Genomic DNA, 12,286 nt, shown 5'->3' on the forward strand with positions numbered 1-12,286 from the left:
CGGAAAGCACCGGCCGGGCACGTCTTGACGGACGCGCCCGGCCGTTTTAGCGTCGACATACCGACTGGTCGGTGCGGACCGGTCGCTCCCGGAGGAGGTCCGATGGACAGCGCCACGGCGACGGTGCACGGCGAGTGCGCGCCCGGCTTCGAACCGGTGCGCGAGGCCTTCGAGGAGAACTTCCGCTCCCGCGGCGAGCTGGGGGCCGCGTTCACCGCCATCCGGCACGGCGAGGTCGTCGCGGACCTGTGGGGCGGCTGGTCCGGACCGGAGCGCGCCCGGCCGTGGCAGCCGGACACCCTGGCCAACGTCTGGTCGACGACCAAGGGCATGACCGCGCTGTGCGCGCACAAGCTCGCCGACGCGGGCGAACTCGACGTGGACGCGCCGGTCGCGAAGTACTGGCCGGAGTTCGCCGCGGCCGGGAAGGCGGAGATCCCGGTGCGGTGGCTGCTTTCGCACCGGTCCGGCGTGCCCGGGATCGGCCCGGACCGGCCGGTGCGCGTCGAGGAGCTGTACGACTGGGACCTGATGACGTCGCTGTTCGCGGCCCAGGAACCGCTGTACGAGCCCGGGTCCGCGGGTGGCTACCACGCGCTGGCCTACGGCTGGCTCGTCGGCGAAGTCGTCCGCCGGATCGCCGGGCAGGGCATCCGCGAGTTCTTCGCCGAGCAGGTCGCCGGGCCACTGGGCGCGGACTTCTCGATCGGCCTCGCCTCGGCCGCCGACCTGGACCGCTGCGCGACGCTGGTCGACCCGGTCATGACCGAGGAGATGGCGAACGCGCTGGCCACGGCGTTCGCGGCGGCCGGTCCGGTCGCGCAGGCCGCGTTGATGAACCCGCGCGTCCAGGGCCACGATGCCAACGACCCCGCGTGGCGGCAGGCGGTCATGCCGGCGTTGAACGGCCACGGCACGGCCCGCGCGATCGCGACGATCTACGCCGGCCTGGCCGACGGCACCCTCCTGTCGCCGGCGGCCCTCGCCCGGGCCCGCGAAAGCCAGGGCAAGGAGATCGACGCGGTCCTCGGCCTCCCGAACGAGTGGGGCCTGGGCTTCTACCTCGGCAGCGACGCCCGCGGCTTCGGCCCCAACCCCGCCGCCTTCGGCCACGACGGCCTCGGCGGTTCCACCGGCGCCGCCGACCCGGAGAACGGCATCGCCTTCGGCTACACCCTCAACCAGCTCGGCCCCCTCATCCGCGACGACCCCCGCAAAATGGCCCTGGTCACCGCCCTCTACACGTGCATCGAGGGGCATCACGCGTGATCAGAAGGGACACACGCGTGATTGAAGGGGGCACTCGCGTGATTGAAGGGGCATCACGATGATGCCCGCCCAATCACGAGTGATGCCCCTCCAATCACACGTGATGCCTCCCCAATCACAGGTGATGCCCCGCTGATCACGCCACGGCGGGTTCCTGGTCGGCGAACTGGGTTGCGTGGAGGGTGGCGTAGCGGCCGTTGGCGGCCAGGAGTTCGTCGTGGGTGCCGCGCTCGACGATTTCGCCGTGTTCCAGGACCAGGATCTGGTCGGCCGCGCGGACCGTCGAGAGCCGGTGGGCGATGACCAGGGCCGTGCGGCCGACCAGTGCGTGCGTCAGGGCCTCGCCGACGGCGGCTTCGGACTCCGAGTCCAGGTGCGCGGTCGCCTCGTCCAGGATGACGACCTTGGGCTGGGCCAGGAGCAGCCGGGCGATGGTCAGCCGCTGGCGTTCGCCGCCGGAGAGGCGGTAGCCGCGCTCACCGACCGTCGTGTCGAGGCCGTCGGGCAGCGAGCGCGCCAGCTCGCCCAGCCGGGCCCGCTCCAGCGCTTCCCAGATCTCGCCGTCGGTGACGCCGGGGCGCGCGTACGCCAGGTTGGCGCGGATCGTGTCGTGGAAGAGGTGCCCGTCCTGCGTCACCACGCCGACGGTTTCCCGCAGGGAAGCGAAAGTCAGCTCCCGGACGTCCACATCGGACAGCCGCACCGAACCGGAGTCGACGTCGTAGAGCCGCGGCAGCAGCGACGCGATCGTCGACTTCCCCGCGCCCGAAGACCCGACCAGCGCGACCATCTGCCCGGGCTCGGCCCGGAACGAGATGCCGTGCAGCACCTCTTCCCCGCCGCGGTGGTCGAGCGTGGCGACGTCCTCCAGCGAAGCCAGCGAGTACCGGTCGGCGGCCGGATAGCCGAAGCGGACTCCCGCGAACTCGACGGAGACGCCCCCGGAGACGGAAAGAGCACGCGCGGCGGGCTTCTCCTTGATCATCGGCTCCAGGTCGAGCACCTCGAAGACCCGCTCGAACGACACGAGCGCCGTCATGACGTCGACGCGGACGTTGGCCAGCGCGGTCAGCGGCGCGTAGAGCCGGGTCAGCAGCAGCGCCAGCGCCACGACGGTGCCGGGCGCGAGCTTGCCGGTCAGCGCGAGGTAACCGCCGAGGCCGTAGACGAGCGCCTGCGCCAGCGCCGAAACCAGGGTCAGGCTGGTCATGAACCAGCGGGTCAGCATCGCGGTCCGGACGCCGATGTCCCGCACGCGCCCCGCGCGCACCCCGAAGTCGTCCGCTTCCTGCACCGGCCGGCCGAAGAGCTTCACCAGCGTCGCGCCCGGCGCGGAGAACCGCTCGGTCATCTGCGTGGTCATCCCGGCGTTGAGGTCCGCGGCTTCCCGCTGCAGCCCGGCCATCCGGCGGCCGAGCCGGCGCGCGGGGATGACGAAGATCGGCAGCAGCACCAGCGCGATCAGCGTGACCTGCCACGACAGCGTGAGCATGACGGCCAGCGACAGCGCCAGCTGGATGACGTTGGTGACCAGCCCCGACAGCGTCGCGGTGAAGGTCCGCTGCGCGCCGATGACGTCGTTGTTGAGCCGTGAGACCAGCGCGCCGGTGCGGGTGCGGGTGAAGAACGCGATCGGCATGCGCTGGACGTGCTCGAAGACCGCGCGCCGCAGGTCGTAGATGATGCCCTCGCCGATGCGCGCGGACTGCCAGCGCTCGATCAGGCCGAACCCGGCGTCGGCGACGGCCAGCGCGGCGATCACCACGGCGAGCCAGATGACCAGCGTGACGTCGCGGCCGCCGACGATCGCGTCGACCACCTTGCCCGCCAGCACGGGCGTCGACACGGCGAGCACGGCCGAGACGACGGTCAGCACGAGGAAGGCCAGCAGGCGGCGCCAATGCGGCCGGGCGAAGCGCGCGACGCGGTTGAGCGTGCCGCGCGTGAGCGCCTTCGGGGTGTCGCCGGCGCGCATCGCCGAGCTCCACAGCCCCCACATGTTGTCCACGGGAAACCCCCAGGATCAGAAACCTCTACTTTAGCTGAGGTTTTCGCCGGATATGACCTGGACAACGCGCTCGTTGCCCGTTTGCTTCCCGAGGTCGTTCACTCGGCGCGAACGACCCGGTGCAGGGCGGCGCGCAGCCGCTCGGCATCCTCGGCCGACAGCGGTTCCAGCAGGAGCGCCTCGGCCTGCCGCGTGACTTCCGCCCCCGCCTCGCGGACGCGCTCCCCCTCCGGAGTCAGCAGCACCAGGCGCTTGCGCCGGTCGCCCGGCGCCACCTCGCGCCGGACCAGGCCCTTCGCCTCCAGTTCGTCGACGAGCGCGACCATCGTCGTCCGGTCGACGCCGAGCCGGGCCGCGCCGTCCTGTTGCGACCGCGCCGGCCCGTCACCGAAGAGCGTGAGCAGCGCGAGCTGCCGCCCGGTGACCCCGAGCGGGGCATACAGCGGCTCGGCCAGCTCGGCCAGCCGCAGCTGGGCGTGCTTGAGCAGGTAGCCGAGCCGCTGGGTGACGGCGAGGGGCGCGCTGGACATGGGCAGACCCTACACCTACGCTGATCGTCAGTTTGACTGATGATTTTACAAACTGATGATCAGGAGTTCCCCATGACCGCCATCGGGCTCAAACCACCCCAGCAGCACATCGGCATCGCCGCGCTCCGCGAGATCTGGGCGATCGCCGACGACGCCGGCTTCGACGGCTGCTGGGTGTTCGACCACCTCGCCCCGATGGGCCCCGATCGCACCGGCGACATCTTCGACGGCTGGAGCCTGCTGGCCGCGATGGCCGAAGCCACGAAGCGGGTGCGGATCGGCTGCCTGGTCTCCGGCAACACCAACCGGCACCCGGGCACCTTCGCCAAGATCGCCGTGACCGTCGACCACCTCTCCGGCGGCCGGCTCGACGTCGGCCTCGGCGCGGGCGGCGACACCCTGACCGACACGATGATGGGCACGCCCACGCCGCCGGCGGCGGAACGCGTGGAAAGACTGGCCGAGACCTGCGAAATCCTCCGTCTGCTGTGGACCGCGCCGGTCACCGACCACCAAGGCCGCCATTACCGCCTGACCGGTGCGATCAGCGATCCGAAGCCGCTGCAACGACCGAAACCCCCGCTGTGGCTGGGCAGCAGCGGCGAAAAGCGCGGCCTCCGCGTCGTCGCCGAGCACGCCGACGTCTGGCTCAACGCGGCCCTGCCCGGAACGGAAATCGCCGAGCTGCAACGGCTTTCCCGTGTCCTGGACGAGCACTGCGCGGCCGTGGGCCGTGATCCGGCGACCGTCCGCCGCGCCGTGCAGTTCCGGCTGCCGGCCGACGCGGACAGCGCCCTGCGTCTCACGCAGAGCTACCTCGAGGCCGGGTTCACCGAGCTGGTGCTGATGCCCGCCGGCCGCGACGACGTCGTCGCGGCCTCCGAAGCGGCCGCGAAGCTGCTGCCCCGCCTGCGAGACGTCGGCTGAACCGGGCGGCGGCCCCCTCGGTAGCCTGACGACGTGGGAACGGAGCTGGGCCAGGCGCCCGCATGGCGGCGCGCGGCCCGGCTCTTCACGGCGCCGTCGCGCCCGGGAGAGGCCGCCCCCCTGCGCTGGGACCTGGGGTTCTACCTGGCCTGCCTGGCTTTCGCGCTGCCGACCGCGCTGGTGTCCGAGTTCTACGGCTACCGCGTCTGGGGCAACTTCGCCACGGTCGCGTACGGCTTCGGCGCGGCGCACAGCGGCTACCTGCTGCTGTCCGCACGAAGCGGGCGTACGCCGCGTGGCGTAGCCGGTTCACGCTGGTGCGGGATCGCCGCGGTGGCACTGTTGGCGATGATCCTCCCCTTGGCACTTCTGGTGATTCGGCGCCTGACCGGAGTGGACTGGCTGATCACGCCGTTCTCGTGGGCCGCGCAGCCCGAGGTCTGGGTGATCGAGCGGTCCGCGGATCTGCTGCTGCACCACGGAACGCCGTACGTCGACGTCACCGCGCTCGGCCGGCCGCCCGTGGTAAACGATTACACGCCCTACGGGCCGGTCATGGCGATCTTCGGGCTGCCGCGGGCGCTGTTCGGCGGCACGCCGCTGACCGACGCGCTCACCGACGCCCGCTGGATGTTCGCCCTGGCCGCCTGCGCGTGCGTGCTGGGCACGCTGAAGCTGCTGAAGTGGCCGCGGGTGCCGGTCGGCGCCGCGCAGCTCGCGCTGGCCTGCCCGCTCACCGCGCTCACCTGGGCCGTGGCCGGCCCGGACCTGGCGATCGTCGGCCTGCTGGTGCTCAGCTGCGCGCTCGCGGCCACCGGGCGGGTCGCCTGGTCGGGCCTGGTGCTGGCGCTGGTCGTCAGCGCCAAGCTGATCGTCGCGCCCGCGGCCGCCGTCCTGGCGGTGCTGGTGCTGGTGCGCCGCGGGAACGGGCTCGACTGGGCGGCGCTGGGCCGGTTCGCGGCGGCGCTGGTGGCGACGACGGCCGCCCTGCACCTGCCGGTGTACCTGGTGGATCCGGCGGCGTTCGTCGAGCACGTCGTGCGGTTCCCGCTCGGGATGGGCGTGGTGCGGTCGCCCGCGGCCAGCCCGCTGCCGGGCCACCTGATCGCCGAGACCGGCCCGGTCGGCCAGGTGGCGGCGTTCGTGCTCGTCGGCGCCGCGGCCGTGGCGATGGTGGTCTGGCTGGTGCGCCGGCCCCCCGCGAACGGCTCCGGCGCACTGCTGCGCACCGCCGTCGGACTCGGCGCGTTGATCCTGCTCACCCCGGCCACCCGGTACGGCTACCTGGTGTACCCGCTGGTCCTGCTCGGGGCCCACCTGGCGTTCCGCGTGGCCGAAGTTCCCGCTGCGCCCCCCGCGCAGCAGTCCGCGACTACTTCTTCTTGACCCTGGTGGCCCCGCCACGCCCCCGCAGCTGGACGCCGGACTCCGACAGCACCCGGTGGACGAACCCGTAGGACCGCCCCGTCGACTCCGCGAGCGCCCGGATGCTCGAGCCCTTCTCGTATTTCTTCTTCAGGTCAGCGGCTAGCTTGTCGCGCGTGTTGCCGGTGATCCGCGCGCCTTTCTTGAGATCAGCCACGTCGATCGCCTTCCCGCCGAGAGTGTTCTGGGCCACATATCGGCCCCTGCCGGGGCAATGATCGAACACTGAGCGCCGGAATGCCAGACGACAGACGCGAAACAGCCGAAATTGCGATCACATTGGGCCATTCCAGTGCTCTACGGCGAGTGATCTTGCACCCGAATGGACGCACGCCTCACGCGAGCTGGACAAGTTCGAGGTAGTCCGCCGACCAGTGGTCCTCGGTCCCGTCGGGCAGCAGGATGACCCGCTCGGGCTCCAGCGCCTCGACCGCTCCCGGGTCGTGCGTCACCAGGACGACGGCACCGGCGAAGCTGCGCAAAGCGTCCAGGACCTGGGCCCGGCTGGCCGGGTCCAGGTTGTTCGTGGGCTCGTCGAGCAGCAACACGTTGGCAGCACTGGAGACCAGGCCCGCCAGCGCGAGCCGGGTCTTCTCGCCACCGGAAAGCGTGCCGGCGGGCTGGTCGAGTTGTTCGCCGGTGAAGAGGAACGAGCCGAGCAGGTTCCGCAACTCCTGCGCACCGGTGTCCGGAGCGAGGTGTCGGATGTTTTCCCACACCGACGCATCATGATCAAGAGTTTCGTGTTCCTGTGCGTAATACCCCAAGCGCAATCCGTGACCCGGAACGACCGATCCGGTGTCCATGGATTCCATTCCGCCCAGCAGCCGGAGCAAAGTCGTCTTTCCCGCGCCGTTCAGCCCGAGTACGACGACCTTCGAACCGCGGTCGATGGCGAGATCGACGCCGGTGAAGATTTCCAACGAGCCGTAGGACTTCGAGAGGCCCTCGGCGGTGAGCGGGGTGCGGCCGCAGGGCGCGGGTTCCGGGAACTTGATCCGGGCGACCTTGTCGGCGTGGCGGGTGTCCTCGAGGGAGGACAGCATCTGCTCGGCGCGGCGCGCCATGTTCTTGGCCGCCACGGCCTTCGTCGCCTTCGCGCCGAGCTTCGCGGCCTGCTGCTGCAGGGCCGACGCCTTCTTCTCGGCGTTGGCGCGCTCACGGCGGCGGCGCTTCTCGTCGGTGGCGCGCGCGTCGAGGTAGCGCTGCCAGCCCATGTTGTACAGGTCGAGCTCGCCGCGGGTGGCGTCGAGGAACCACACCTTGTTGACCACGTCGGCCAGCAGCTCGACGTCGTGGCTGATCACGACCAGGCCGCCGTCGTGCTGCTTGAGGAAGCCGCGCAGCCAGTTGATGGAGTCGGCGTCGAGGTGGTTGGTCGGCTCGTCGAGCAGCAGGATCGTCTCGGACTTGCCGCCGGCGCCGGCTTCGGCCGCGGCGAACAGGATCCGCGCCAGCTCGACGCGGCGGCGCTGGCCACCGGAAAGCGTTCCCAGCGTCTGCGCGAGGACGCGGTCGGCGAGGCCCAGGTTGGAGCAGATCCGCGCGGCTTCGCTCTCCGCGGCGTACCCGCCGAGGGAGGCGAAGCGCTCTTCGAGCCGGGCGTAGCGGTTGATGGCCTTGTCGCGCGCGGCCTCGTCCACGAGCTCGGCCATCGAGGCCTGCGCCTTCTCCATGTCGCGCATCAGCTTGTCCAGACCACGCGCGGAGAGCACGCGGTCCTTCGCCGTGACCGACAGATCGCCTTCGCGCGGGTCCTGCGGCAGGTAGCCGAGCTCGCCGGTGCGGCGGACGTCGCCCGCGTGCGGCTCGCCTTCGCCGGCGAGGACCTTCAGCGAGGTGGTCTTGCCCGCGCCGTTGCGCCCGACGAGGCCGATGCGATCGCCGGGCTGGATGCGGAGGGTGACGCCGTTGAGCAGGATGCGCGAACCCGCGCGCAGCTCAAGGCCGGTGGCCGTGATCAAGGAAACTCCCGTGGACGGGGGTGAACGGAGGACAGCGCTCGAGAAGGGAGCGTTTTGGAGGACAGCGTCAAGCGACCGCTCGGGCCGCGGCGTCACTCCAGCTGGATATCCACGGAGTCCAGTGTACGGGCTGCGCGCCAGCGGATTTTCCGGACGTGGCCGCACTCACCCGTCGCGTAGCGTGACCTGCACGGACAGCGCCCGCACGGCGGCTTCGCCGAGCACGGCGCGGCTCGGCTCGCCGACCTCGATCACCCGCGGTTCCGCCCGGGCGAACAGCGGGGCCAGCCGGCGGTCCGCACGCAGCTCGTCGAGCGCCCGGCGATCCCCGCCCAGCACCACGGCATCCACTTCGGACAGCCGGGGCACGAGCACTTCGAAGACGTCCTTCGCCGCGTCCTGGAGCGCGTGGCGCGCCTGGCCCGCGCGACGCCGGGCGAAGCGCTGCTGCGACCACCCGCCCGCGGCGGAGCGGCCCTGCACGAGGTGCCGGTCGGTGCGCGAGACCTCGATCCGGCCGTCCCGCGCGATGCCGACGCTGTGGCCGCCCTTCCGCACCAGCACGAGCGCGATGCGCCGGGGCGCCAGCGCGTGCGCCACCAGGGCGTCGAGGGAAGGGTCTTCGAGCGGTCCGAAAGGGACGGTCGCGGTGGCGGTGGTCCCGTCCGCCGCGGTCACGCGCACTTCGTGCGGCGTGGCCTCGGTCGCCACCGCTCCCCCGTGCCCGCCGGCGAACCGCTCGAACCAGCCGGCGAGGCGTTCCGGCGGTACTTCGACGGCACGTCCGCCACCCGGGACCTGCCGCGCCTTCGCCACGGGGAAACGGTACGGGGCCGCCGCGATCACCGCGACAGCCCCGTACCGGTGGTAGTGCGTTACAGCGGGTGCACCGGACCGTTGTTCGTCACGCTCCGCACGTTCGACGGCGCGCCGGCCGCCGGGGGCTGGACGAACCCGTTGATGTGCAGTGCGACCGAACGGATGAAGCCGGCGTCGCCGCCCGCCGCGTCGACCACACCGAACGTCCACGTGCCGTCGGCCGCCGCGCCGGCGAGGTTGCCGGTCAGGGCCTGCGTCGGCCGCCACGAACCGGTGAACGGCGCGTTGGCCGATGTCACCGTGCTGAACGCGGTCGCCGCGTTGTCGGCGAAGACGACCTGGCACAGGTTCTTGCCCGAGCCGCCGTTGCGCTGGAACACCGTGGCCTTCGCGCCCGAAGGCGACGTCAGCGTGCCGACCAGGTCACCGACGTAGGAGTGGTTGAGCCCCACCGTCGTCGAGGTCGAGTCGGTGCTGCACGTGGTGCCGTCCACGGAGAACGTCACCTTGGACGCGCGGCCCACCCCGGTGACCGGGATGGTCACCGACGCCCCGACCGGGCTGTTGTCCGGGATCGCCACCGGCTCGCCGGCGTAGGCGAAGTCCTGCGCGACCGGCGACGGGGTGCCGACCGGGAGCGCGAAGGACGTCGTCGTCGGCGAGTGCGCGCCGGCGAAGGTGACACGGGCGTTCAGCACCACCGGCACGCCGAGCTGCTGGCTCGCCGGGACGGTGATGGTGAAGTCGTTCACGCCGGTCTGTCCCGGGCTGATGGTGCCGTAGGACTTCGAGCGCGGTGCCACGGTGACGCCCGGGGTCGGGCTGGTGAGCACGACGCTGGTGGACACCGCGGTGCCGTCGCCGTCGTTGGTCACCGGCAGCGTCACCTTGGCGGTGTCGCCCGGGTCGAGCGCCGAGCCGCCGTCGGCCGGGGTGACCGTCGGCTGCTTCGCCACCGCGAGGGGCTGCGGGCTGGCGCCGGTGTAGGCCAGCACCTTGTCCGCGAGGATGACGCCGGACCCGGTGAAGTTGTCGCGGCCCGGGGTTTCGATGTCGATCGCGGTGTTGATCAGCGCTTCCCGCACCTCCGCGGGCGGCAGGCCCGGGTTGCCGGACAGCACGAGCGCGGCGATGGCGGCCGCGTGCGGAGCGGCGGCCGAGGTGCCGAAGAACGGGTTGAACCCGCTCACGCTGGTCTGCACGCCGTCGGCCGCGGTGATCTCCGGCTTGTTCCGGACCTCACCACCGGTCGAGGACACGTTGCCCGGGGTGATCGGCGTGCCGTTCGCCTCGTAGAACACGCGCCGCGGACCGTCGGAGGTGAACCGCTCGGCCTTGGTGGCACCGCTGAACGAGCCCGGGTACGGGCCCGCCGGGTTGGCCGGGTCGCCCGGCTCGAGGGCCCGGCCGAACGCCTTGGCCGCCGGGGCCGCCGCGACGCTGAAGGCGTCCCGCGCGGCCGAGTGGCCGACCGTCACGCCCGGGGTGTTGTAGGCCTTGAGCCCGTCGGCCGAGTCGGAGAACCGGCCGCGCAGCGCCGAAAGCGACAGGTAGCGGTTCGCCCCGGAGAACTTCACGACGGCCAGGCGCAGCCCGGTGCCGCCGAAGGCCGGCGTCTGCAGGATCTCGTACGGGTCCTGGGTGCCGTCCTGGACGTTCTGGCTGAAGCTGACCACGGCCCCCGCGGAGTTGAGCAGGTAGAGGTCGTAGTCGTTGGCGGACGCGCCGAGCGGGTCCGACCAGTGCAGCGTCACCGGGACGCCGGCCGAGGACGCGTTCGAGATGGGCTCGTAGATCTGGTTGCCCGCCGCGCCGGCGAAGTTGTGCGCGGTGCCGGCGAACTTGCCGACCGACTTGCCGGAGTCGACGAAGTCGCCTTCCCAGTGCGCGGCGGTGCCGCTGGCGACGTTGCCTTCGTTGCCCGCGGACGAGAAGTACAGCGCGCCGTCGGCGGTCACGTCGTTCACGGCCTGGGCGATGATCCAGTCCTGGAACGGCGATTCCTTGAAGTAGATGACGTCGTCGACGATGACGTCGCAGTGCGACTCGAAGCGCAGCTTGCGGATGTTGTCCGCGAAGCTGGCGTCCGAGTTGAACGCCGAGGCGAAGCCGAGCGCGGCGCGGGGCGCGAGATCGTGGATGATCTCGAGCATCGCGGTGCCCTCGTCGCCGTCGCCCTCCTGGCCGGCGATGACGTCGACGTCCGGCGGGAGCTCGCCCTTGGCCTGCGACGCCGCCAGAGAGTCGACGCCGTCCGACAGGGCGCACGCCTTGACGCCGACACCGGTGACGCCGAACTGCTGGCGCGCGAGGTCGGCGTTGTGCGCCCGGTCGCCTTCGCTGACCAGCGGCGCGGCCGCGGCGGCACTGCGCTGGGTCTTGGCGCTGATGGCCTTCTGCAGCTCGCCGGCGATGCGGTCGGCCTTCTGCTGCTTGGTTTCCGCCTTGGTTTCGGACTTGCCCGGCGTCGTCGCCGGCGTCGCCAGTTCCCGGGCGGTCATCGCCTGGTCGGCCTGCTCGACGCGCTTGACGTCGCCGCGCGCGGCGATCTCGCCGACCTTGTCGAGCGGCACTTCGGCGCGGACGCTGCTGTAGCGGTCGGACACCGCGCGGATCCCCGCCCCGGCCTTGGTGAGCCCGGCGAGGAGGTCCGGCGAGACCTTGCTCGCGCGGATGTCGACCAGGACGGTCCCGGCCGCGGAGACGGTGGCCCCAGACTGCAGTGCGTTCAGCTGCTTTCCCACGCCCTTGGCGGCGACGAGCAGCTTGCTGTCCAGTTTGGACTCAGCGGCGGTGCGGCCCGCCTTGACCGCCTGCAGGGCGGCGATTTGCTGTTGCGCGGTTTCACTGAACGCGTCCGGACCGGACGCGGGAGCGGCCCCCGCGACAGGCGGGGAAACCAGGCCGAGCGCGGCGAGCAGTGCCGCGGCTCCGGCGGTGAGCACAGTGGATCTCGATCTGTTGGAACGGGTACGGCGCACGGGCGCCCTCCGATTCTCCAGGCGCGTGCCCCGACTCACGCTGACCGACGCCGGTGATCACCGGCAGGCCCCAGTCAAGTACCGGTAGTTCTCCGTAAACATCAGCCGTTCGAGTGACAAAGGACGGATAATTTCCCGAATGGGACGGATGACGTAGGCCGTTCAGCGCAGCGGTGAACCGGTCACCGGACACGCACCGGACAAATGATCGTCCCACCACTGTCGGCAAGGGAGACCACGGAGTGGGAAGTCCACAAGCGCCAGACCGGACCGTGCAACCGACGAAGCCACGAGGAAAGTTCGTTACGGCGCACTGGGGGGCGCGCGGCGGTGCGGCGCGGCGGTGCGGCGCGGCGCGCGGCG

Annotated in this window: 9 protein-coding genes; 3 read left to right on the forward strand and 6 right to left on the reverse strand. The window is 71.6% G+C overall.

Annotation, left to right across the window (positions count from 1 at the left end; translation table 11 throughout):
- The first annotated feature begins 102 nt into the window (after window positions 1-102).
- Entirely contained in the window at window positions 103-1,269 is a 1,167-nt protein-coding gene (locus AB0F52_RS28565; RefSeq protein ID WP_360177495.1) for a serine hydrolase domain-containing protein, read from the forward strand.
- A 136-nt stretch (window positions 1,270-1,405) separates the two neighbouring features.
- On the opposite strand, the gene AB0F52_RS28570 is transcribed toward AB0F52_RS28565, so the two are convergent.
- Window positions 1,406-3,277: an ABC transporter ATP-binding protein gene (locus AB0F52_RS28570; protein ID WP_360177498.1), complete on the reverse strand. Its 1,872-nt coding sequence runs from the start codon at window positions 3,275-3,277 to the stop codon at window positions 1,406-1,408.
- A 98-nt stretch (window positions 3,278-3,375) separates the two neighbouring features.
- Window positions 3,376-3,807 (reverse strand): MarR family transcriptional regulator, encoded by a 432-nt coding sequence (locus tag AB0F52_RS28575; protein WP_360177501.1) that lies wholly within the window; start codon window positions 3,805-3,807, stop codon window positions 3,376-3,378.
- A gap of 72 nt (window positions 3,808-3,879) precedes the next feature.
- Between AB0F52_RS28575 and AB0F52_RS28580 the strand changes: the two genes are divergently transcribed.
- Together AB0F52_RS28580 and AB0F52_RS28585 are read left to right on the forward strand one after the other, a co-directional pair.
- Window positions 3,880-4,734 (forward strand): LLM class flavin-dependent oxidoreductase, encoded by an 855-nt coding sequence (locus AB0F52_RS28580; RefSeq protein WP_360177504.1) that lies wholly within the window; start codon window positions 3,880-3,882, stop codon window positions 4,732-4,734.
- A gap of 33 nt (window positions 4,735-4,767) precedes the next feature.
- A complete protein-coding gene (locus AB0F52_RS28585) occupies window positions 4,768-6,120 on the forward strand; it encodes a glycosyltransferase 87 family protein (protein WP_360177507.1) in 1,353 nt (450 codons plus the stop codon).
- On the opposite strand, the gene AB0F52_RS28590 is transcribed toward AB0F52_RS28585, so the two are convergent.
- The 4 genes from AB0F52_RS28590 to AB0F52_RS28605 form a co-directional block, all read right to left on the reverse strand.
- Window positions 6,107-6,316: a helix-turn-helix domain-containing protein gene (locus AB0F52_RS28590; protein WP_003071237.1), complete on the reverse strand. Its 210-nt coding sequence runs from the start codon at window positions 6,314-6,316 to the stop codon at window positions 6,107-6,109. The two genes, AB0F52_RS28585 and AB0F52_RS28590, sit on opposite strands and share 14 nt — an antisense overlap.
- 178 nt (window positions 6,317-6,494) lie before the next feature.
- Window positions 6,495-8,123: an ABC-F family ATP-binding cassette domain-containing protein gene (locus AB0F52_RS28595; RefSeq protein ID WP_360177510.1), complete on the reverse strand. Its 1,629-nt coding sequence runs from the start codon at window positions 8,121-8,123 to the stop codon at window positions 6,495-6,497.
- A 165-nt stretch (window positions 8,124-8,288) separates the two neighbouring features.
- Window positions 8,289-8,939 carry an acVLRF1 family peptidyl-tRNA hydrolase gene (locus AB0F52_RS28600; protein WP_360177513.1) on the reverse strand — a complete coding sequence of 217 codons (651 nt, stop codon included), beginning with the start codon at window positions 8,937-8,939 and terminating at the stop codon, window positions 8,289-8,291.
- A gap of 59 nt (window positions 8,940-8,998) precedes the next feature.
- The gene (locus AB0F52_RS28605; protein ID WP_360177516.1) at window positions 8,999-11,887 is read right to left on the reverse strand and encodes a S8 family serine peptidase; all 2,889 of its coding nucleotides are present in this window, start codon (window positions 11,885-11,887) and stop codon (window positions 8,999-9,001) included.
- Window positions 11,888-12,286: the final 399 nt, after the last annotated feature.

The organism is Amycolatopsis sp. NPDC024027 (assembly GCF_040638975.1).
Lineage (GTDB): Bacteria > Actinomycetota > Actinomycetes > Mycobacteriales > Pseudonocardiaceae > Amycolatopsis.